20 protein-coding genes are annotated in these 21,733 nt (G+C 67.8%); 4 read left to right on the top strand and 16 right to left on the bottom strand.

Features of this window, described 5'->3' with window-relative positions; translation table 11 throughout:
- Nucleotides 1-15 precede the first annotated feature (15 nt).
- From FHR04_RS11775 to recF, 9 genes are all read right to left on the bottom strand, one after another.
- Nucleotides 16-1,134: an alanine racemase gene (locus FHR04_RS11775; protein WP_139403530.1), complete on the bottom strand. Its 1,119-nt coding sequence runs from the start codon at nt 1,132-1,134 to the stop codon at nt 16-18.
- Nucleotides 1,135-1,614 carry a GNAT family N-acetyltransferase gene (locus FHR04_RS11770; protein WP_139403528.1) on the bottom strand — a complete coding sequence of 160 codons (480 nt, stop codon included), beginning with the start codon at nt 1,612-1,614 and terminating at the stop codon, nt 1,135-1,137.
- A 416-nt stretch (nt 1,615-2,030) separates the two neighbouring features.
- Nucleotides 2,031-2,462: a DUF3293 domain-containing protein gene (locus tag FHR04_RS11765; protein WP_139403526.1), complete on the bottom strand. Its 432-nt coding sequence runs from the start codon at nt 2,460-2,462 to the stop codon at nt 2,031-2,033.
- Nucleotides 2,463-2,467: 5 nt separating this feature from the next.
- Nucleotides 2,468-2,845 (bottom strand): hypothetical protein, encoded by a 378-nt coding sequence (locus FHR04_RS11760; RefSeq protein ID WP_039683428.1) that lies wholly within the window; start codon nt 2,843-2,845, stop codon nt 2,468-2,470.
- Nucleotides 2,842-3,915: a tRNA pseudouridine(13) synthase TruD gene (gene truD, locus FHR04_RS11755; RefSeq protein ID WP_139403524.1), complete on the bottom strand. Its 1,074-nt coding sequence runs from the start codon at nt 3,913-3,915 to the stop codon at nt 2,842-2,844. The genes FHR04_RS11760 and truD overlap by 4 nt, the downstream gene beginning before the upstream one ends.
- A gap of 65 nt (nt 3,916-3,980) precedes the next feature.
- Nucleotides 3,981-4,832, bottom strand: a complete 852-nt coding sequence (locus FHR04_RS11750; protein WP_249039093.1) for a hypothetical protein — start codon at nt 4,830-4,832, stop codon at nt 3,981-3,983.
- A 123-nt stretch (nt 4,833-4,955) separates the two neighbouring features.
- Nucleotides 4,956-5,666, bottom strand: a complete 711-nt coding sequence (locus FHR04_RS11745) for a MogA/MoaB family molybdenum cofactor biosynthesis protein (protein ID WP_139403523.1) — start codon at nt 5,664-5,666, stop codon at nt 4,956-4,958.
- Between the two features lie 81 nt (nt 5,667-5,747).
- Complete coding sequence (locus FHR04_RS11740; protein ID WP_245616437.1) at nt 5,748-6,635, bottom strand: DciA family protein; 888 nt, start codon at nt 6,633-6,635, stop codon at nt 5,748-5,750.
- The gene (gene recF, locus FHR04_RS11735; RefSeq protein ID WP_139403521.1) at nt 6,635-7,744 is read right to left on the bottom strand and encodes a DNA replication/repair protein RecF; all 1,110 of its coding nucleotides are present in this window, start codon (nt 7,742-7,744) and stop codon (nt 6,635-6,637) included. The genes FHR04_RS11740 and recF overlap by 1 nt, the downstream gene beginning before the upstream one ends.
- A gap of 156 nt (nt 7,745-7,900) precedes the next feature.
- On the opposite strand from recF, the gene FHR04_RS11730 reads away from it, so the two are divergent.
- Nucleotides 7,901-8,335, top strand: a complete 435-nt coding sequence (locus FHR04_RS11730; protein WP_139403519.1) for a DoxX family protein — start codon at nt 7,901-7,903, stop codon at nt 8,333-8,335.
- Between the two features lie 63 nt (nt 8,336-8,398).
- Here FHR04_RS11730 and FHR04_RS11725 read toward each other — a convergent pair whose 3' ends face one another.
- Together FHR04_RS11725 and recN are read right to left on the bottom strand one after the other, a co-directional pair.
- Complete coding sequence (locus tag FHR04_RS11725) at nt 8,399-9,481, bottom strand: protease complex subunit PrcB family protein (protein ID WP_139403517.1); 1,083 nt, start codon at nt 9,479-9,481, stop codon at nt 8,399-8,401.
- A 76-nt stretch (nt 9,482-9,557) separates the two neighbouring features.
- Nucleotides 9,558-11,258 carry a DNA repair protein RecN gene (recN, locus tag FHR04_RS11720; protein WP_139403515.1) on the bottom strand — a complete coding sequence of 567 codons (1,701 nt, stop codon included), beginning with the start codon at nt 11,256-11,258 and terminating at the stop codon, nt 9,558-9,560.
- 231 nt (nt 11,259-11,489) lie between these two features.
- On the opposite strand from recN, the gene FHR04_RS11715 reads away from it, so the two are divergent.
- Together FHR04_RS11715 and pckA are read left to right on the top strand one after the other, a co-directional pair.
- Complete coding sequence (locus FHR04_RS11715; RefSeq protein WP_139403513.1) at nt 11,490-12,869, top strand: coiled-coil domain-containing protein; 1,380 nt, start codon at nt 11,490-11,492, stop codon at nt 12,867-12,869.
- A 287-nt stretch (nt 12,870-13,156) separates the two neighbouring features.
- Nucleotides 13,157-14,749, top strand: coding sequence for a phosphoenolpyruvate carboxykinase (ATP) (gene pckA / locus FHR04_RS11710; RefSeq protein WP_139403512.1), 1,593 nt, complete (start codon nt 13,157-13,159; stop codon nt 14,747-14,749).
- 82 nt (nt 14,750-14,831) lie between these two features.
- On the opposite strand, the gene FHR04_RS11705 is transcribed toward pckA, so the two are convergent.
- The 3 genes from FHR04_RS11705 to FHR04_RS11695 form a co-directional block, all read right to left on the bottom strand.
- A complete protein-coding gene (locus tag FHR04_RS11705) occupies nt 14,832-16,223 on the bottom strand; it encodes a sugar ABC transporter permease (protein ID WP_039683416.1) in 1,392 nt (463 codons plus the stop codon).
- On the bottom strand, nt 16,220-17,632 hold the full coding sequence (locus tag FHR04_RS11700) for an ABC transporter permease subunit (RefSeq protein ID WP_139403510.1): 1,413 nt from the start codon (nt 17,630-17,632) through the stop codon (nt 16,220-16,222). Before FHR04_RS11700 ends, FHR04_RS11705 begins: the two co-directional genes overlap by 4 nt.
- 173 nt (nt 17,633-17,805) lie before the next feature.
- Nucleotides 17,806-18,984, bottom strand: a complete 1,179-nt coding sequence (locus tag FHR04_RS11695) for a sugar ABC transporter substrate-binding protein (protein WP_139403508.1) — start codon at nt 18,982-18,984, stop codon at nt 17,806-17,808.
- A 296-nt stretch (nt 18,985-19,280) separates the two neighbouring features.
- On the opposite strand from FHR04_RS11695, the gene FHR04_RS11690 reads away from it, so the two are divergent.
- Nucleotides 19,281-20,552 (top strand): MFS transporter, encoded by a 1,272-nt coding sequence (locus tag FHR04_RS11690; RefSeq protein WP_139403506.1) that lies wholly within the window; start codon nt 19,281-19,283, stop codon nt 20,550-20,552.
- A gap of 189 nt (nt 20,553-20,741) precedes the next feature.
- Here the strand turns inward: FHR04_RS11690 and FHR04_RS11685 are convergent, their stop codons facing one another.
- Together FHR04_RS11685 and FHR04_RS11680 are read right to left on the bottom strand one after the other, a co-directional pair.
- Complete coding sequence (locus tag FHR04_RS11685) at nt 20,742-21,179, bottom strand: hypothetical protein (protein ID WP_139403504.1); 438 nt, start codon at nt 21,177-21,179, stop codon at nt 20,742-20,744.
- Nucleotides 21,176-21,700, bottom strand: coding sequence for a DinB family protein (locus FHR04_RS11680; RefSeq protein ID WP_139403501.1), 525 nt, complete (start codon nt 21,698-21,700; stop codon nt 21,176-21,178). The genes FHR04_RS11685 and FHR04_RS11680 overlap by 4 nt, the downstream gene beginning before the upstream one ends.
- Between the last annotated feature and the right edge of the window lie 33 nt (nt 21,701-21,733).

Below are 21,733 nucleotides of genomic sequence, written 5' to 3'. Positions count from 1 at the left end.
TTGCGCCGGCTGGGGTCAGCCGCCCACCAGCTCCCCTTCGGGCCGTTCGGCAAGCTGCTCGCCCGATTCGTCCAGCACGAACTTGTCGATGTACGCCGAGTTCATCAGGTGCAGCGCGCCCATGTACTTCAGGCGGAACTTGACGTAACTGCCCACCTTCAGCCCGGCCTCGTTCTCGCCCACGTTCAGCACCAGCATGTCGCTGCTGCCGCCGATCACCTCCAGGCGTTCGTCCACCGGCTCCAGGTACTGCGGCGAGATGTCCAGGTAGCCCACGTCCAGAATCGCGCGGTGGCTGGTGCCGCCGCTGTTCTCGGCCTCGGCGGTGACGCCAAAGGGGTTCTTGCCCAGCGTGCCCGACGGCGTGGTGGGCTTCTCGGCCAGCTCGATGACCTGCGCGTGCAGCTCCAGCACGTCGTCGTGCATGCCGGCGAAGGTGCCTTCTGCCACCAGATCCTGCCCGAAGAACAGCGCCTCGCCGATGCGGAAGTGGTTGATGGCCTGCGGCAGCCCGCCCGCCATCAGCAGCGGAATCGTGACCGTGGTGCCCGCGCTGACCCAGCGGATGTCCACGCCGTTCTTCAGCTCGATGATCTTCTTGTACAGGCCCAATTGAATCAGCTTGTCCTCGCTGGGCATCACGCCGTTCAGGCAATTCAGGTTGGTGCCGATGCCGATGATCTTGATGTTGGGCAGCCGGAACACCTGCTCGTAGAACGCCTCGATGTCCTCGCGCAGCACCCCCTCGCGCAAGTCGCCCATCTCGATCATGATGATGATCAGGTGTTGCTTGTTCTGCCGCACCGCCTCGGCGGAGATGGCGCGGATGGTTTCCAGCTCGGTGTTGAAGCTCACGTCCGCCCAGGTCACGAGGTCTTCGATCAGCGCGGAGGCGGGCGGTTTGATGTAGACCGTCTGCGCCTCTGGACTCAGTTCCTTGATCGCCCGCAGGTTGCTGATGCGCGAGTCCAGCAGTTCCAAGCGGCCCAGACGGATCACCTCGTTCAGGAACAGTTTGTTGCCGCACAGCAGCTTGGTGGTGATGCCCCAGTCAATGTGGTGCTCACCGAACAGGGTTTCCAGAAAGTCGAAATTGGCCTGCAATTTGGGGCGGTTCAGCGTCAGGTAGGCCATTCACTCCCCTCCCGAGCGGGTCAGCCGCATTTCGAGGTACTTGTTGGTGAAGCCCAGCCGCTCGTACAGCTTCTTGGCCGGGTTGTGAGGCTCGACGTGCAGGGCGACATCTCCCTCCACGTTTGCCAGCACCGTCTCCATCAGCTGCTGGCCCAGCCCGCGTCCGCGCGTCTTGCCGTGGACGGCGATGTACACCAGGATATTTTCGGGGATAAAACCGCCCATGCCGGTGCGGTTGGTGATCACCGCGCCCAGCAGTTCGCTGCCCCCTTCGATAGACACTTCCTCGGCGTAGGTGACACTGCCGCCACGCTCGCGGGCGTAGGCGAGGCAGGCCTGAATGTCTGCCAGGGCGTCGCCGTACTCGTCCAGATGCGTGTGCAGAAATTCGGCCACGCGCTGCGCGTCCTCGGCGCTGAGCTGACCGGAAGCGTCCGGCCCCAGCGTTTTATTTGTGATGTTCAGGGTCTGAGTGGTCATCATTCGCCCTCCTGTGGCCCTCAGCGTAAGGGCTGGCGTGTCATGACCGCCCCCAGTCCACTTGAGGAACATTTGACATTGGAGGCGGTGATTCGGGGGCAGCCCAAACAAAGGCCGCCCCGCAGCAACAGAGCAGCTTAACGCGTGGCGGCAGGGCGGTTTGGAAGATGGGGCACGGCAAAGGGGAATTTAGTTGCGCCGGTTCGGCTCCGTGCGAATGGCCCACTGCAGACCAAAAACGGAGAGCCAGGAGAAAAAACCGTACCAGGGGCTGTAATGGCCCCAGATTCGGTCAACGCCCCACGAGAGGACAAGGACTAAAAGCAGCAAGGGCAACGAGCGCAAAAGATATCGGCGGATACGGGGACTCATGGCCGGATTCTCCGCGCCGTCATTCTGGCGCAACGTGACCCGACTCATGATGCCGAGACTGAGAGAAGCCGCACCCAGAACCGCTCCACACGCAGACCATCGGCTTCCAGCCACACCAGCGCCACCCTGCGGCCCACGCCAGAGAGGACGGCGGCCTGCCCGAATGTCCGCCCTAATTCTGCCGACTGGCGCAGGCGAAAGCCGGGCAGAATGACGGACGGTTCGGCCCACTCGCCTTCACCGTTGACGCCGATCAGGTGGGGCCGGGAGCCGATCAATGCCAGCAACTCGCGCTCGGCCCGCATGTTGGCGGCCTCCGATTGCAGTTCTCCACCCGGATTCCAGGCGGTGACGGTGGCCCACGTTCCAGCGGCCCAGGGCGGCGCGGCGGCAGAGGATTCGGCGGCGAGGCGAAAGCGCTCATCCTTTGTGCCGTAACTGGCCGACAGGAACGCCGCGCGCAGCGCCCCATCCACCGCGCCTAGCGGCCCACGATGGCGGTGTGGTTCAACACCACGCCCTGACGGAAGCGCAGCACGACGCTGACCTTCTGACCGGGCTTGAAGTCGCCGCCCAGCACCACCCGGTAGCCCGAGCTGCCGCTGAGGATCAGGTTGCCGCTGATCGGCAGGGACGGGACGACCTCGCAGCGGGGGGCGCATTTCATCAGTCGGGCGCGGCCCAGGCTGCTCCACACCCCCATCAACTCATCGGGGCGGGAGGCCTTGATCCGGCCCGCCAGCAGGGCGCCGCCGTAACTGGGCATCAGCTTCAGATCGGCGCTGAGCCCGGCAGGATTCTGGGCCACCGCACCCGGCCACAGCACCAGGGCCGCCAGCACCGCTGCTTTGAGCCTCATTCCGCTTCCCCCACGTCGTCCGTGCCCTCGGCGTCCTCTGGCTCGGCGGTGTCCACTTCGGTCTTCATCACCTCACGCAGGACGCTGGTGGCGAAACTGCCCTTGGGCAGGGTGAAGGCCAGGGTGTAGCCGTCGTCGTGTGGGGTCACGCTGGCCTCTTCGGGGAACACGCGGGTCAGGCGGCGATCCCCACGCCGCGAGGCAAAGACGGCAGGGCTCAGGTCAAACAATGCCAGCGCCTCGGCTTCCAGCGCCCCGGCGTCCAGGGTCAGCGGTTTGGTTTTCTTGCCGAACAGCGTGCCGGTGGCGCTGACTTCGCCGCGTTCGGCGCGCGGCGACTCGGCGGCGGCGTCCTCCACCAGAAAGACGCCGCCCGTGTCGTGCTTCTTCGCCATATCGCCCGCCAGCAGCGATGCGAACACGCCGCGTTCCAGACGCAGGCTGAGAAAAGCGTTGAACACCGCGCTCTGCACGCTGGAGATCAGGAAGCGGCGCACGCGCGGGTCACGCAGGCGCGATTCGCCGCGCAGCACGCGCAGCCCTTCCTCGGCGTTCAGGCCGCCCAGACCGAAGCGTTGCGGGCCGAAATAGTTGGGCACGCCGTGGGCGCTCAGCGTGTGCAGGGTGGCCCCGGCCTGCGCCGCGCCGCCCGCCGCGTCCCGCACGCGCACCACGAACCGGTTGCCGCGCAGGTGGCCCATGCCCAGCTTGTTGCCGTGCCGGGTGGTGTCCAGAATCCGCACGCCGTCCACGGCGAACTCACCCAGCCGCCGCTCGTACTTGGCGGGCACGCTGATCCACTGGGTGGTCACCGCGTGCCGGTCTTTCAGGCCTGCCACGCCGATGTCGCGGTCACGCACGCCCAGCTGGGTGCCCAGTTCGCGCAGCACGTGGGCGGTGGTGTGCCCGGTCTTTTCCAGGTGCAGGTACAGGTGATCGCCCTCGCCCGATAGCGGGTAGGCCGGCACCTCCTCCACCCGGAAATCCTGCGGCACCCCCCGCAGCGTTCCGCCGGTGCCCCCGTCTTCCGTCAACGCCCGCAGCGCCGCCCATTCAAACACCAGACTCACGATGCTGCCCAGCCTATCCCGACTGTCTGCGGGCGGCGTGAGAGGCGGGCGGGCGCCGGACGACCTCAGTTCAGCACGCGCTGCTCGGCGCGGCCCACCGGAGTCCAGTCGGCGCGGAACAGGTGGGCCTCGGGCGACTTGTCGGGGCCGTACCACACGCGCACGCCACTGTCGCGCTCGCCCACCGGCAACAGCGCCTCCTGCCCGACGCGCAGTTCAGACAGCACCTCGCCGTCGGGGCCGCGCACCCGGAACCACGCGTTGATGCCGGCGGGGGACCAGCCCGCCAGCCGCACCGGGCGCGGCGAGATGTTCTTCAGATGCGCGCCCTGCTCGCTGAGGGTCACGCTCAGATCCGGCCACTCGGGGGTCACCGTGCGGTGCCAGCGCGTCTGAAAGTTCAGCGTGGCGGAGGCTTTTGGAGCCGCGCCCCGCGCCGGGTACAGCGCCGCGCCCAGCAACCCCGCCATGCCGGCCAGCAACGCGCACAGGGCCGCCACGAAGGCCAGCGGCTCGGGGCGCTGGACCTGCAGGATGCTGAAGGCCAGCGCCACGCCGATCAGCACCGACACCAGCGGCCACGCGGGCGACGGACGTCTGGGGGCGCGGCGGTACGGCAGCGGCCAGAACTCGGCCAGCAGCAACGCCGCCGCGCCCAGGCCGAACAGGGCGGGCACGTCCAGGGTGGGGGTCAGCAGCAGCAGTGCCAGTCCCGGCACCGCCCACCACGCCACACCGGGCAGGTAGCCCAGCCGGGCCTCGCGCCCCACCCGCAGCAGCCAGTACAGCGCGATGAGGCCCAGCACCAAGGCGTACGGCCCCGTGATCTCGGTCAGCGGGGTCAGGTCCAGCAGCGCGCCGAAGCCGCCCAGCTCGGAGCCATTCAGTCCAGCCCGTAAAACCTCCAACTCTCGCACGTCTCGTCTCCTCGTGGCTGGCCCGGACCGCGGCCAACCCGGCTCAAAGTATCGCCCGCGGGCGGGACGGATTGGAAGATCGGCAGAAGATGACCGGGGAGCTTGACCAGGCGCCCACGCGCGTTATGTGGGCGGCTCTTCCTTGCCGTGCCGTCCCAGCCGGACCGGGGAGCCGCCCGGCTCTCCCGGCTGTGGCGCGGCCTCCTGTGACGCTGGCGGGACCGGCACGCTGGGGGCCGCCGGTCCTGCCGCCACCACACCCGGCTGCCCGTGGCGCTCGATCTCAAAGGCCAGGTGCCCGATCTCGTCGCGCAGGATGCCTTCCCAGGCGGTTTTGACGGCGTTCAGGCTGCCGGGCATGGCAAAGATGGCCGAGCCCCGACACAGCCCGCCCAGCGCCCGCGACAGCATGGCCGCGCCGCCCACCTCGCGGTAACTGAGCATCCGGAACAGCTCGCCAAAGCCGGGAATGGGCTTGGTGATCATGGACTCCACCACCGGCACGGTCACGTCGCGCCCGGTCAGGCCGGTGCCTCCGGAGGACAACACCACCGTCGCCTCGCGCACGAACTGCACCAGTGCCGTGCGGATCTCCACGGCGTCGTCCCGGACCACCCGGTATTGCACGGTCTCATGGCCTGCCGCCCGCAGCTCGGCCAGCAGGTACTGCCCGCTGGTGTCGGTGTCGGGCGTGCGCGTGTCGCTGATGGTCAGGACGGCCACCCGGACGCGGCGCGGCGCGGCGGCGCGGTGTTGTTGGGACGAGGGCTGCTGGGCCGCGTGGTCCGTCCCAGCGTCACCGGGCGGTCCAGGGGGGCGGGAGGGGTCCGTCATAGGGCCACGATACCGCCGCGCCGGCCACAGTCAGGCCCAGCCGACAGAAATACGGTGGCCCGCTGCCCCTGTTCCGGTTTCTCAGCGCCCGGCACTCAGCACGTTGCGTGCCCGCTCGGGGAGCAGGGCGCGGTCCGAACGCTTCAGGTCCGCCCGTGGGCGGCGCAGGTACAGCGAGAGGTACATGCCCGCCTGCTGCGCCAGGAACTCGCGGTAACCGTCCTCCTGGCCGCTGCGGACGCATTCCAGGGCCAGCAGGTCCAGTTGCTCCTCCAGCCGCTGCATGGCCAGGTAACGGGCCGCATTCGCGCCGCTGTCGCCCAGGGTTTCAGGCAGATCGGTCAGGTGTTCGGGCTGCCCCATTAACGTCCGGGCCGCGCGGCGGACGTTGGGGTCTTGCAGGGTCAGCGCGCAGGCGCGGCACGGCTGCTCCTGGCTGGCCTCGCCGCACACCGGGCAAGGCCGCCAGCCCTGTTCCTCGCGCCAGCGCCGCGAACGGGTGATCGCCTCGGCGGCGCGCAGGGCGGCGGGGCGCAGGTCCTCGTTCACTTCCCGCACCAGTTCGCGGGCGCGGGCGCGGTCCGGGGCGGGCAAAGGCGGCGGCACGGGGGCCATCACCGGCTCGCGCACGCTGCCCACGCTGAAGCGGATGTCGCTGAGGGGCGCGTCGGGCAGCAGGGCGTTCAGGGCCTTCAGGAAATGATGGCGCTGCATGCTCAGGTGGTGGGCGGCGGCGCTGTCGCGCACGTCCACGAACAGCACGCTGCCCTGCTGGGTGCGGGGGCGGGTGATGCGCGCGATGTCCGGTCCCACCGCTCCCGGCCACGCCAGAATCGCCCGCGCCCGCCCGATCCCCTTGGCAATGCGCGCCGTGCCCAGCGTCGCGCCCATCAGCTCGCCCAGGCCGCGCGGCCCGCTCAGACGGCGGCCCCGGTTGTAACGGTCCCGGTTGTAACGGTCCCAGGACATCAGTGCACCTCCTCCAGTTCAGCTTTTTTTTCCGGTTTCATGTCCAGTGGCCCGTCCAGGGGGTCCAGTGGCGTGAAGCGCCCCGACTGCGCCCAGTACTGTGCCGCCGCGCCGGGGGGGCGCTCGGTGCCGGTCACGATGGCCTGCGGCACGCCAGCCGCCAGTTCCAGCAGGAAGGCGCGGCGGCCGGGGTCCAGCTCCGCGCTGAAATCGTCGATCAGAAGGACAGGCTGTTCACCAAAGCGTTCGGCCAGCAGTTCCAGTTCGGCGCGGCGCAGGGCCAGCGCCACTGTGCGCCCCTCGCCCCGGCTGGCATACTCGCTCGCCGAAAACCCGCCCAGCGTCAGCACCAGATCGTCGCGGTGCGGCCCCGACACGGTGGAGCCGCGGGCCAGCTCCTCGGCGCGGCGGCCCGTCAGATCGGCGGCGTAGGTCTCGGGCGTGGTGGTTTCCAGCAGTTTCAGTTCCAGCGTCTTGCGGCTGCCCAGCGCGGCGTTGGCGTCGGTGGCCAGCTCACCCAGTCGGGTCAGGGCGCGGCGGCGGAAGGTGATGATCTCGGTGCCCAGTTTCACCAGCGCGTCGTCCCACACCGCCATGGCCCACGCCTCGCCGCCCTTGAGGGCCGCGTTGCGCTGTGAGACCGTGCGCTCGTAGCGGCCCAGTTGCTGGCCGTAGCGGGCGCTCAGGCGCGACAGCAGCGAGTCCAGATAGGCCCGGCGCAGCGTGGGCGAGCCGAAGACCAGTTCGGAATCCTCCGGGCGAATCCATACCGCGCTGCCCCGCGGCAGGTCACCCGCGCGCACGCGCACGCCGTCCACCTTCAGCTGCCGCCGCCCGCGCCCCAGGCCCACCTCCTGCACGCTGAGGCTGCCTCCCGATTCCAGATCGGCGCGCACGTAGGCCTCGCTCTCGCCGGACTGCACCAGCTGTTCCAGGCGGCCCACATCCGTCTGCCCGGTCAGGGCCAGGTAGATGGCCTCCAGCAGGTTGGTCTTGCCCGCCCCGTTCTCGCCGAACACGCCGGTCACCCCTGCCCCGAAGCGCAGCGTGCACGGCGCGAGGTTGCGGTAATTCAAAGTTGAGAGGGACTCCAGGCGCACAGGGTCCATTCTAGGCGGCTTGGACCCCCACTTCTGTGGGCCGGTGCGGAGAGAGGGGATCAGTGAAAGGGTGTCTAAAGGGCCAGACATCAGGACAGCGGGCTTTTTCCCAATTCATCCGGCCCGTTCATCCAGCCCAATGTGCGGCGCGTTACACTGGCTTCCATGCGGCCCCAGCCTCAACTGGCCCTGGCCCTGGTCCGCGTGGCGGTGGGGGCCGTCTTCGCGTGGCACGGTTTCCATAAAATCTTTGAACTGGGCCTGGGCAATGTGACCGCCGCCTACGGCATGGCAGGCGTGCCCCTGCCCCTGCTGTTCGCGCCGCTGATGGCGGTGCTGGAGCTGGTGGGCGGCCCGCTGCTGGTCCTGGGTCTGGGCGCCCGCGGGCTGGCCGGGGTGCTGGCCGTGATGACTGCCGGGGTGGCCCTGGCGCAGCTGATCAGCAGCCGGCCCGAGTTCATCGCCGTGGAAGTGCCGCTGCTGCTGCTGGCAGGCAGTCTGGCGGTTCTGCTGGGCGGTCCCGGTTTCCCGGCGCTTCAGGACCGCAGCGGGGCGGTGTTGGCCCCGACTCCCCGCGTGCCGGGCAGACGGCGGGGCTGACCCGGGGACCGTCAGCCTCGCACGCCTGAACTTGTCCGCCTGGAAGAGTGGAGCAACAACGGCTCAGCGCAGCGGCTGGCCCGCCTCGTCCACCACCTGCACGTTCTGGTACTGACCTTCCACCCGCACGATGGTCCACGGGCTGGTGATCGCCTGGGTGGTGATGCCCCCTGGCTTGGGCGCCCGCACCTGGGCCACCAGGGTCAGGGTGCCGCCCGATGCGCTGGCCCCGGTGACGGTTACGCCGTAGCCTCCGGTGGAGCGCTGCCCCAGGAACACGCCCACCAGCGTGGCGCCGCCTGGGTCCGGGGCGGTGGGGGCGCCGGTCTGGCGCGAGTACGCCTGCGCGTACAGGGTGGCGGCGGCGGCGGGCGTGGTGGCCACCGTGACGGTGGCTTCGGTGACGCCTGACTGGGTGCCGCTGGCGAGTTCAGTGAAGTTCACGCGGGCTCCTGTGGGCAACGGGGCGGACGGCGACGGGGCAGGCTTCAGGATGCCGGCGGACGGCGGCAGGTCCGCCGCAACTGTGGCGACCTTTGGCAGCACGTACAGCGCGGTGCGGCGGTACTCGGTGGGCGTGGGCTCCACGGTCAGCGGGGCGTCGGCCCCCGGAACGTCGGCCAGCACACCCACCGCCAGCGGTCCCTGGCCCAGCAGCGCCCGGCTCAGGACCCCCGCTTCTTCAGCGGTCAGCTGGCCCGCGCTCTGCAGGCCGCCAACCGCGCTGGCCCCCACCGTGCCGTTCAGGCCGCTCAACTTGCTCCAGGTCTGCCCGTCGGTGTAGTACACGGCGCTCAGGCCGCCAGGAGAGACCACCTCGAAAGAGCCGTTTGAGCGGCGGGTGACGTTCAGCGGCGCGGTGATGGCTGCGGTGGGTTGGCGGTAGGTGGCCTTGCCATCCACGCTCAGGCTGCCGGGCGTGGCCACCGTGTCCTCAACCTGCGGGCGCAGTTCCACGGTCTGACCTCCCAGCTTCAGGCTGCCCGCCGTTCCCCCGGTCAATGACCCGTACACCCACACGATGCGTTCCTGCGCCCCGCCGTACAGCAGCGCCTCGTGAACCTTCAGGTTGCCGGGGCCGGTCATGGTGCAGGCGCTGAACAGGCCCGCGCTCAGGAGAAAGACGGGCAGGAGGGATTTCTTCATCCTTTCAGCTTAGGCAGCGTGCCTGATGACACCCTGAATCCGGCCTTGGGCAAACGCACATGCGCGCCGAGGGGCCTTAGTCGTCTGCCCCGCCCACCAGGAGTTCTCGCGCGTGCCCCAGCGCGGCCTCGGAGGTATTGCCGCCCAGCATGCGGGCGATTTCCTCCAAGCGTTCGTCGGGCGACAGGGGCCGCACCCGGCTGACAGTGCGCCCGCCCTCCACGGCCTTTTCCACCTTGAAATGATGGTCCGCGCGGGCGGCGATCTGCGCCAGGTGGGTCACCACCATCACCTGACGGCTGCGGGCCAGGCGCCACAGCTGCTCGGCCACCGCCAGCGCCGCGCCGCCGCCGATGCCGGCGTCGACCTCGTCGAACACCACGGCGGGGGTGTCGGCGCCCAGCACCGTGCTGATCGCCAACATCACGCGCGACAGTTCGCCGCCCGAGGCCACGTCCGACAGCGGGGCCAGGTCCTCGCCGGGGTTGGCGGTAAATCCGATGGTCACGTCGCTCAGGCCGTAGGTGGCCGGTTCGGCCAGCGGCGACAGCTGGAATTCCAGGCGGGCGTGCGGCATGCCCAGTTCGCGGATCACGGCCAGCAGGTCGGCGGCCAGCGGGCCAGCACGCTCCGTTCGCGCGGCGTCCAGCGCGGCCCCGGCCCGGCGCACCTCGTCCATCAGCGCCGCCACGTCGGCGTCCAGGGTGCCGGCATCCTGCTCGTCGCGGTTCAGGGCGCTCAGTTCCTGCTCCACCCCGGCCTGAAACTGAAGCACGTCGTCCAGCGTGGGGCCGTACTTGGTCCGCAACCGGCCCAGCGCGCCCAGCCGGCCCTCCACGCGGGCCAGTTCCTCGGGGTCCGCCGCGCCGTCCTCGGCCACGGCACGCAGCTCGCCGGACACAGCCTGCAGGCTGTCCAGGGCCGCACGCAGTTCCTGTTGCAGGGCCGCGCTGGCGTCGTCGTAGCGGGCGCTGGCGTTCAACGCACGGACGGCCTCACCCAGAAAACCCAGCGCATTCTCCTCACCGTCCGAGATCAGGGTCAGCGCCCCCGCCGCGCTCTGGGCGATGGTCTCCAGATTCGCCAGCCGGTTCAGTTCGGCCTGCAACGGCTCTTCTTCGCCGGGCTGCGGGGCCACCTCGGCGATCTCGCGCGCCTGGAAGGTCAGCAGGTCCAGTTGCCGGGCGCGTTCGCGCTCGCCGGTGCGCAGACGCTCCAGGCGGGCGCGGGCGTCGTGCCACTCGCGGTAGGCGTGGGTGTAGGCGGCCATCCGGTCCGGCAGGCCCCGGTCAAGCAGGGCGCGCTGGTTGGCCGGCCCCAGCAGGCTGACCGCACTGTGCTGCCAGTGGATGGTCAGCCGGGTCTGCGCCCACTCCTGCAACTCGCGCACGCTGACCACCTCGCCGTCCAGCCGGGCCACGCCGCGCCCCTGGGCCGCGAGGCGTCGGCTGGCGCTGCGCTCGTCCCCCGCGTGCGTCCAGAACCCGGTGACCAGCAGATCGCTCTCTCCGGTGCGGATCAGGTCTGTATTGGCCCGTGACCCCAGCAGCAGCCCCAGCGCGTCCACGATGATGCTCTTGCCAGCGCCGGTTTCGCCGGTAAAGACGCTCAGACCGCCCGCGAAGTCCAGTTCCAGCTCACGGATGGTGGCAAGGTTGCGGACCTCCAGCCGGGCCAGGGCGGGACCCTCCGGCGCGGCGGTGGCCGGGACCGGCGTGGGCGAGCTGGACAGGGGAACGGTTTTCTCGGCGCGTGGGGCGCGGGCCTTGCGGGTCATCCCCCGCAGTCTAGAGCTTTGGCGGGAGGGGGTTTGCGAGTGTGAGGCGGGGCAGCATCCGCCTGGCCCTCCGCGTCGTGGTGCGGCGGTAGACCACGCGCGGGCCGGTCTGCCTCTCACCGAGCATGAATCTTCCGTTACATTTCCCCCACGTTGGCCCTCATGCCGCGCGGCACAATGGCGGTATTGTCCGTGCCGCCGCGAGGTGGAGGCGGACGCAAAGGAGTCCACATGTCCATGAAACACGAATCCACCGGCGGCGTCAGCAAGCGCAGCCTGTTGCTGCTGGGCGGGCTGGCCGCGCTGGCCCTGAACAAGGATGTCCGCCGCTCGCTGGTCGGCGGCACCCGTCACGCCTGGAGTGATGCCCAGGATACGCTGGAAAGCACGGTCAAGCCCGCGCTGGCCGACGCCGCCGCGACGGCCCAGCACACCGCCCTGGCCCTGACCCACGAGGCGCAGAAGTCGGTCCAGCAGCTGGCCCATGAGGCGTCCCGACGCGGGGCCAGCGCCCTGGAAACGTGGCAGGAAGAGGGCGCGCCGCAGGTTCAGGCCTGGCTGGAGACCGCCCGCGAGACGGCGGCGGACCTGGCCTCCACCGCTCAGGAGAGGGCGGCGGAGCTGGCCGAAACGGCCCAGAGGCGGGGCGGCGCACTGGCCGAGGTGGCCCAGGAACGCGGCAGCGAACTGGCCGAAACGGTGCAGAAGCGCGGCAGTCAGCTGGCCGCCGCCGCCCAGGACCGTGCGGCGGAGCTCTCTGCCGAAGCCCAGAAGCGGGCCGCCGAGGCCCAGCAGGAGGCGAAAAAGCGGGCCGCCCGCGTGGAAAAGGAAGCCCAGAAGATGGCCGAGCAGCGCGGCAAGCAGGCCCAGCAGGCGGTCCAGACGGTCCGCAAGTCTGCCGCCAGCACCCTGGACGACGTGCAGGACAGTGGTCTGGGGCTGCTCAGCAACCTGCAGGGCTGGATGCAGGACACCCTGAGTGACACCGGCGACACGCTGGAAAACCGCCGCCGCACCGCCGAGAAGGCCATCAGCCGCGCCCGCCGTCAGGCCGAGAAGGAACTGAGCGCAGGCAAGAAAAACTGGAACGCCAAGAAGCTGGACAAGGCCGTCAGCAAGAAGATCGCGCCGCTGCAAAAAGAGCTGGGCAAGGAACTGAAGACCCTGGAAAAGCAGGCCCGGCTGGCCCGCAAGAGTGACAGCGGCGGTGGTGGCCTGGGCGCAGGGGTCACGGCACTGCTGCTGGTGGGCGGCGGCGCCGTGGTGCTGGCCCGCGTGCCCGCCGCGCGCAAGGCCATTCTGGACGCCGTGGCCTCGGTCAGTCCCGACGCGGCCCAGAGCCTGCACCGGTTCAGCCGCAACGCCCGCAATCTGATCGGCTCGGCGTGGCTGGAACAGATCGAGGAACCGGCCTCGACGCCCGCCCCCGGTGCGGCGGCGTCCACCAAGGCCGGTACCGCCGGCGCTGCCTGGGGCGCGTCTCCCGCTCCCGGCGCTCCGGCCACTGCCCGCACGCAGGCCGAGGAGCAGGCTGGCAAGCCGGCCGAGACCAGCGCCACCGACGCACCCAGGACGGACGCTGCTCAGGACACCCAGCCCAAAACGAACTGAACCTTAAAGTCGGATAGAGGCCGTGGGGGATTGGGAGAACGCTCTCCCAATCCCCCACGGCTTCTTTCTGCCTAGCCCCGGACGTCGCAGCCTGGAAGTGCTTTTTGAAGAGGCGTCTGTTCAGGCTGGACACCCCGCCTTATTGTTTCCTCCATCGTGACACCCGAAAGGTTGGGTTGGAACCGCTTCATAGGCCACAATTAGTGTGTTCGTCCATACACCAATTCAGCCGCGTCTGTACCTGCAAAGCCGCTGCGCGGCCTCTTTTTCTTTAAGGAGCTGATCTCATGAGCCTGACCGCCAACAGTCCACTGACCGATCTGGGCATTGAACATGCCACCGTCCACCTCAATCCTGGCGTGGACGAGCTGTACGCGCACGCCATCCGGCTGGGCGAGGGGGTCAAGGCGGCCACCGGACCGCTGACCGTCCACACCGACAAGACCGGCCGCAGCCCGAAAGACCGCTTCATCGTCGAGGACGACGAGACACGCGACACGGTGTGGTGGGAGGGCTTTAACCGCCCCATCGGCGGCGAGGTCTTCGAAGGCCTGCTGGCGAAGATGACGAAGTACGCCGAGGACAAGGAACTGTTCGTGCAGCAGGTTTTCGCGGGCACCGATCCGGAGCAGCGCATTGCCGTGCGCATGGTCACCGAGATGGCCTACCACTCGCTGTTCGTCCACAACATGTTCGTGCGGCCCACGCCCGAGGAACTGGCCAATTTTGAGGCCGACTGGACTGTGCTGAACATTCCCAGCTTCAAGGCCGATCCGGCGGTGGACGGGGTGCGCAGCGAGACCTTCATTCTGGTCAATTTCGGCAGGCGGATGATCATCGCGGGCGGCACCCAATACGCGGGCGAGAACAAGAAGGGCATCTTCGGTGTCATGAATTTCCTGCTGCCGGGGCGCGGCGTGATGCCGATGCACTGCTCGGCCAACGTGGGCGAGGCCGGCGACGTGGCACTGTTCTTCGGCCTCAGTGGGACGGGCAAGACCACCCTCAGCGCCGATCCCAGCCGCAAGCTGATCGGCGACGACGAGCACGGCTGGACCGACACGGGCGTCTTCAACTTCGAGGGCGGCTGCTACGCCAAGGTGATCCGCCTGAATCCGGAGGCCGAGCCCGACATCTACCGCACCACCCAGACCTACGGGACGGTGCTGGAGAATGTGGTGCTGGACGCCGACGGCGTGCCGGATCTGGACGACGACAGCCTGACCGAGAACACCCGCAGCGCCTACCCCATCACGCAGATCGACAACATTCAGCCGGGCAGCATCGCGGGCCATCCGAAGAACGTGGTGTTCCTGACCGCCGACGCGTTCGGCGTGCTGCCGCCGCTGAGCCGCCTGTCGCCGGATCAGACCATGTACCAGTTCATCAGCGGCTTCACGGCCAAAATTCCCGGCACCGAGGAAGGTGTCACCGAGCCCAGCCCCACCTTCAGCACCTGCTTCGGCGCGCCCTTCATGCCCCGTCACCCCGGCGAATACGCCCGCCTGCTGGCCAAGAAGGTCGCGGACAGCGGCGCCACGGTGTGGCTGGTCAATACGGGCTGGAGCGGCGGCATGTACGGCCAGGGCAAGCGCATGAGCATCGCGCATACCCGCGCCCTGATCAACGCGGCCCTGAGCGGCGACCTGGACGGCGTGAAGTTCGAGCGCGAGCCGTTCTTCAACCTGGAGATTCCCAGCGAGGTGCCGGGCGTGCCCAGCGAGGTGCTGAATCCCCGCGACGCCTGGACCGACAAGGCCGCCTACGACGAGACGGCCAAAAAGCTGGCCCGCATGTTCCGCGAGAACTTCAAGCGCTTCGAGGCGGGCGTCGATCAATCGGTGACGGACAGCATGCCGGACCCGGACGCGCAGAGTTAAATCTTTTCAACAACAAAGAAGAGTCCCCGCGTCAGGTGCGGGGACTTTTCTTCTTGGGCGGGAGAGGAGACAAACGCTCTGGCTACTCCTTGACCCCGCCCGACACCGTGCCGCCCACGAAATAGCCCTGAAAGCCGTAGAACAACGCCACGATGGGCAAGGCGCCCAGTGTGGCGGCGGCGGCGAACACGCCCCACTTGGTGCTGAACTGGCCCTGCGTGAACGACAGCAGCATGATGCCCACCGTCCACTTTTCCACCCCGGTCAGCAGGATGTTCGCCAGGATGAACTCGGCGTAGGTGCCGATGAACTGGTTCAGGAAGATGAACACCAGAATGCCCCCGGACAGCGGCAGCACCACCTTGATAAAGGTCTGCCAGCGCGTCGCGCCGTCCACCATCGCGGCTTCCTCCAGCGATTCGGGCAGCGACTCGACGTAGCCCTTGAAGATCCAGGTGTTGAAGGCGATGGCCCCGCCACTGTAGGCCAGGATCAATCCGGTGAAGGTGTTGCTCAGGCCCAGCAGCACCATCAGGGCGTAGACGGCCACCAGCGCCAGAAACACCGGGAACATCTGGATAAAGATGAAGAACAGCAGCGTCTGGAAGCGACCGGGAAAGCGCAGGCGGGCAATGGCGTAACCCGCCGTGGTGGACAGCAGGATCGCCAGGATGCCGGTGATGCCCGACACCAGCAGCGTGTTGCGCACCGACAGCAGGAACTTGGACTCGTTGGTGCTGCCGCCGAACTGCGCCGGCCCCATGAACACCACCAGCACCGCCAGCGCCACACTCAGAATGCGCAGAATCCAGGTCCGGGTCTGGTTCAGGCCCTCGCTCTCGCGGCCCGTTCTGGCGATGATCGCCATGATGCCCAGAGCGGTCAGCGCCGCGCCGGAAATCCCGGCCAGCGCCAGTTGCCACAGCGGAATGGCGACGTCCTCAAACAGCTTCTGGAAGTTCTCGTAGCTCAGCACTTCCAGCCGGGGCAGCAGCCCGGTCTTGTACAGGATGTTGGGATTGGAAAAATCCGGGAAGGCAAACAGGCTGTTGCGTGGATCGAAGGCGGCGATGAGGACGTAGAACAGCGGGTAGATCGCCACCAGAACCACCAGGATTAAAAACAGGTGGGTGAGCTGCACGCCCAGCACGGCGGCGTAACTGATTTTGCGACCGGTGCGGGCCATGCCGACGCGCTGGCCGATCAGGCTGGTCAGGGCCAGCACGCCGCTGGCGGCCAGCAGGAACAGCAGGAAGCGCACCCAGCCGCGCTCGACGAAGTAGATGGTAAAGCTCTTCTGGCGGCCCACCATGCTCTTGTTCAGGTAGAACGCCAGCACGCCGACGGCGAGGACCAGCGCGGCCAGCACCAGCCACGGCAGGGCTTTTCTCAGCAGGCTGGGTTCGCGGTGCACGTAGACTTCACGGTCGCCCGCATCCTGGCCAGGCGCGTTCTGATTCGGTACGGCGGTCACTTGCGGGCCTCCTCGAAGACGCCAGCCGCCTTGAAGTTCACCAGCGAAATGGCGAGCGTCAGGAAGAAGATGATCAGCGCGATGGCGCTGGCCAGCGAGTAGTTGGACTGGCCGCTGGAGGCAAAGGCCGTGTTGTACCCCCACGACAGCAGAATGTCGGTGCTGCGCGCGGTGGCCTCGCGGCCCTGCTGGTCCGGCCCGCCCTGCGTGAGCAGGTAGATGATGCCGAAGTTGTTGAAGTTGAAGGCGAAGCCCGACAGCAGAATCGGCGTGAAGCTGTTGCGCAGCAGCGGCAGCGTGATGTTCGAGATCTGCTGCAGGCGGCTGGCCCCGTCAATGCTGGCGGCCTCGTACAGATCCTCGTTGATGGTCGAGAGGGCGCTGATGGTGGCCGTCATCATGTAGGGAAAGCCCAGCCACAGGTTGACCACCAGCACGCTGACCTTGGCCCACAACGGATCGTTCAGCCACGGCACGGCGGCGAAGCCCAGCAGGCCCAGCCCCTTGTTCACGATGCCGAACTGCTGGTTCAGCAGCGCCACCCACATCTGCACGCTGATCACGGCGGGAATGGCCCACGGCAAAAACAGCAGGGTGCGGTACACATTGCGGCCCTTGAGGTTCTTGTTGTACAGCAAGATGCCCAGCACCAGCCCGGCGATGGCGTTGATGGTCACGGTGGAAAACGCGAACACCACCGTCCAGATGAACACCGGAATCAGGGCGCGGCTGGCCTTGGCGAAAATCTCGCGGAAGTTCGCCAGCCCGATGTAGCTGATGTTGTTCAGGCGGGTGGCCCGCGCCACCTCAATGTTGGCGGTGAAGGGCGAGGCCAACGTGACCTGCAGGCCGTCCACGCTGGCAATCTTGGCCTTGAACGGCACCGAGGCCTGATCGTCAAACAGCACCAGTGTTTTGCCCGCGCAGTCGGGCGTATCGCAACGCAGGTACTCCTGCACACTGTCTGATTGCGGCGTTTCGCCCAACGTCACCACCCGTTTATCGGGGCTGATCGTCGCCGTGGTCCGCAGCGCCGAGTCCGGGTTGCCGCTGTTGACCGCGTTGTAGTTGGTAAAGGCGTAATTGACGGTCAGCACGATGGGCAAAATGGTGAAGGCGGCCAGAAACACCAGCGCCGGGAACAGGTAATACCAGTTGACCATCCACGGAAACAGCCGCAGCACCACCGGCAGCATCAGCAGCAGCGCGGCCACGCCGTAGATCAGGATCATGTAGGGCGGCGCTTCAGGGTAGATGCGGGCGGTCAGCCCGCTCAGCAGCCAGCCGATCAGCACCGCCCCGCCCAGCATCACGGCCAGGATCAGAACGGCAATCAGCACGCCCTTCGTCCCTTCCGGCGGAACGTTGGAGCGGACACCAAAACGGGGGGGATGGGGAATCGCGGTCATGGGATGCGCCGTCTCCTTTGAAAGAGGCTTTGAAGGGGTCAGGGGGAAATCATAGGGCGATTCATGGTGGAGACCGTTACATTGTGATTCGGTGAACAGACGGCAACTATAGACGCGCCCACAGAAAGGTGGACGGGCCGCCCTCGCCCGTCCACCTCAACACTGCAGCGTGTTTACTTGATGTTGCCCTGAATTTCCTGCACGGCCTTGTCCAGAATCTGCTTGTAGTCCGGGTTGGGCTTCTGCACGCTCTGGGCGATGGCGGCGCTCCAGGGCGCCCACACCGCGCCCATCGCCGGCACGTTGGGCATGGGGGTGCCCGCGCTGATGGCCTTGCCGAAGCCCGACACCACCGGGTCACTCTTGAGCCGGGTGCGCGCGCTCAGGCTGACCGGAATGCGTCCGCCGGCCTTGTTGAAGGCGTACTGCGCGTCGCTGCTACTGATCTGCTTGGCAAAGCCCGCCGCCGCCACCTTGTTCTTGCTGTAGGCGTTGATCATGGTGCCCTGCACGCCCACGAAGGGGCTCCACTTGCCGGTGGCGCCGGGAGGGGTGGGGAAGGTGACGATGCCGTAATCGATGCCCGCCTTCTTGATGTCGCCCATGTCCCAGGGACCGGTCAGGTACATCGCCAGCCGTCCGTCAGTAAAGGCACCCTTGGCCACATCGCCGGACACGCCTTCAGGCACCAGGTTGTACTTGTAGCGCAGGTCGTTCAGGAACGCGCTGGCCTTGTCGGCCCCGGCGTTGGCCAGCCCGATGTCCTTGGTGTTCAGCGTGCCGCCCGTGTTCTTGAACACGTAGCCGCCGTAGGCGCTGATCACTCCGTAGTTCTGGTAGGCGTTGGACAGGTCCGTCAGGAAGCCGAACTTGCCGTTGCCGGTGTTGGCCTGCGCGGTCTTGAGGAACTCGGCCCAGGTGGTGGGCGCCTTGGACACCAGCTTCTTGTTGTACACCAGCGCCACGGCCTCGGCGAACATGGGGATGCCGAACAGCTTGCCCTGGTAGGTCATGGCCTGCAGCCCGGTCTTGTCGAAGTCGGTCTTGCTGGTGATGTACTTGTCCATCGGCTCGATCACGCCCGCCGCCGCGAGCTGGCCCAGACGGTCCTGCGGCAGGGTCACGATCACGTCGGGCCCCTGACCCTTGGGGGCGCTCTGGATCAGCTTGTCGGGAATCTGATCAAACGGCACGCTGACGATGGTGGTCTTGTTGCCCTTCTTGTCGAAGGTGGCGGCCTGCTGCTTGAGCCAGTCCAACTCGGGGCCGCCGAAGTGCGTCCAGACGGTGATGTTGGCGGCGCTGGCTTGACCCAGCAGGGCGAGGGACAGGATGGTCAGTGCTTTTTTCATGCTTTCTCCTTGAGCGGAGCGACGGTTGAATCGCTTCCAGTAGGGATCAGAGATGGGAAGGGCAGCGGACAGCCACGGACCACTGCAATCTGCAGATAAACCATGCGCCGCGAGGCGGCACCGTGCCGTGAATGAGCTGAAGATGGGATTGACCCGTCAAAAAGTATACCGCTGCAGGCCACTGGCCGAACAGGGACCGAAGTCTCCAGCGTCCGTTCATCTCATGGTCAGCTTAAAGATGATGCACAGCTTTTATTGAACTTACCGACCGGTCAGTCGGGGTATACACTGTGGACATGACCGAGCGCGACTCTCCCCCACCGACTGGCAGCGGCAGACCCGCCGCCAGCACCAAGATCATCCTCTTCTTCACCATTTTTATCGCCATGCTGGGCCTGAGCGTGCTGTTTCCCATCCTGGCCCCGCTGGGCCGCGAACTGGGCCTCTCGGAGACGCAGGTGGGGTGGTTTTCCACGGTGTACAGCCTGATGCAGTTTGTCTTCTCACCGATCTGGGGGTCACGCAGCGAGCGGGTGGGCCGCAAGCCGGTGCTAATCATGGGCCTGATTGGCTTCTCGATCAGTTTCGGGCTGTTCGGGTACGTCGCGCATCTGGGGCTGCAGGGAGTGCTGGCGGGCGGCGTGCTGTTCGGACTGCTGCTGGCCTCGCGCGTGATCGGCGGCATTCTGAGCAGCGCCACCCTGCCCACCGCGCAGGCGATGATGGCCGACCTGAGCAGTGAGAAGGACCGCGCCGCCAGCCTGGGTCTGATCGGCGCGGCCTTCGGGCTGGGCGTGGTCTTTGGCCCCGCGCTGGGCGGCCTGCTCAGCACCTTCAGCCTGACCACCCCGATCTACTTTTCCGCCGTGCTGGGGCTGGTCACCGCCGCTGTGGCGTACCGGGTGCTGCCCGAAACGCGCCGCGCCGACTCGGTGCCGATGGGCAAGGGCGACCGCCGCGCCCTGCTGACGCGCGGGGCCATTCCGCTGTTTCTGGCGGTCAGCGCGCTGTCCACCCTGGCGAGTGTGGGCATGGAACAGACCATCGCCTTTTATGTGCAAGACACCCTGAAGCTGAGCCCCGGCAGCACCGCCCGCACGGTGGGCGGCATGCTGGCGGTGTTTGGCATCGTGGCCGCCGCCGTGCAGGGCGGCGCGATCCGCCCGCTGAGCAAGCGCATCCAGCCCACCGTCCTGATCTGGATCGGGCTGGCCGTCATGGCGGCGGGCATGTTCCTGCTGCCGCAGATGCGGACCTACTGGCCGATCACTGCCGCCCTGGCGGTCATCGGCATCGGCAGCGCGATCCTGTCGCCCACCCTAAGCGCCGCCCTGAGCCTGAGCGTGCCCGCCAACCAGCAGGGCGCAGTGGCGGGCCTGAACAGCAGCGCGCTGGCGCTGGGCCGCATGACCGGCCCGCTGCTCGGCACCGGCCTGTATCAGAGCGTCAGCCACGGCGCACCGTACCTGCTGAGCGGCGCGGTGCTGGTGGCGGCGCTGGTCTGGATGCTGCTGGCCCGGCCCAGGGTCGCAATGAAGGGTGAGGGCGGGGTGGTGGGGAGCGGCTAGTCAGACCCGGCAGCCGATGACGGGAGAGAGGGCCATATGATCCGGCTCCCTCTCCTTCCCTTTTTTATGTTCCCCTCAACGCAGCGGAACAGAGGCGGCTTCAAGCATTTCCCCCGTTCGCGCGGGCGCTCGCCACATCCAGGCCGCAAAAATAACCGCCAGCGCGACCAGCCAGCTACTCTGCGGCCACTACTCCAGCACGTAGCGCACGGCTTCCTCGAATCCCACTTTCCCCGCCTCGGCCCGCTTCAGCACCTTGTTCAGCTTCCAGGGCATCCAGTCGGTCTGCCCCGTCGTGCTGCGCAGGAAGCCGCGCACGCCGACCTCCACGTAGCGGGCGTCCTTGCCCAGCAGGGCGCTCAGGCCCGCGCGCACCGCCTCCGGGTCACGCAGGGGGCCGGTCAGGCGGGCGGAGGGAATGTCGGGCGTCACTTCCGGCTGCGGCACGGATTCGCTGGGGGGCCGGGTGGGCGCCGGGTGCGGGCGATACAGCTCCACGCGGAAGCCATCCAGCACCAGCAGGGCGGCCAGCGCCTGCGCTTCGGGCAGCGGGTGCGTGAAGGTGACGTGGATGTCCAGCTCGTGGCCGCGCGTGCCCTTGTCGGTCTTGACGTTCGGATCGCTCATGCGGCGGCGCTCTCCTCCAGCAGCTTGCGGTGGTTGCGCAGGTGCATGGCGACCATCCGCAGCCAGTCCAGCGCGTCGATCTCACCGAAAAACTGGTGCCAGAAGGTGCGCCCCGGCGTCTCGGTCACGTGGGCGGCCATCTCCTCAAGCTTCTGACGGTGTTCGGCCCAGGTGGTGTCCAGCGCCGCGAAGGGCAGGCCCTCGTCGCTGGGTAGCAGGGCTTCAGGCGACTGCCGCTTGCCGTCCACGATCTCGCCCGGCACCTGGGGCATGGGCCGCAGTTCCTTGTCGGACATCAGCAGGCGCATCAGCGGCACGATGCTGTTGTCGATTTTCAGGACGTGCTCGGCCTCCTGCGCCGGGGACCACTCGCGGCCCGGCTGGGTGGTGGTCCAGTCGGCCTCGCGGCCCCGCAGCTGCGCCTCGAAACGGTCCAGCTCCACGCCCAGGCGCGTGCGGACTTCCTCGGGGGTCTGGCCCATCGCTTTCAGGACGGCCGGATCGAACATGGATTGGGTCATGCCGGCAGTCTACAGAGTCGGCGCAGGCAGGTG

The sequence above is a fragment of the Deinococcus radiopugnans ATCC 19172 genome, from assembly GCF_006335125.1.
GTDB classification, from domain to species: Bacteria; Deinococcota; Deinococci; order Deinococcales; family Deinococcaceae; genus Deinococcus; species Deinococcus radiopugnans.
This window is presented reverse-complemented; position numbering and strand designations above follow the sequence as displayed.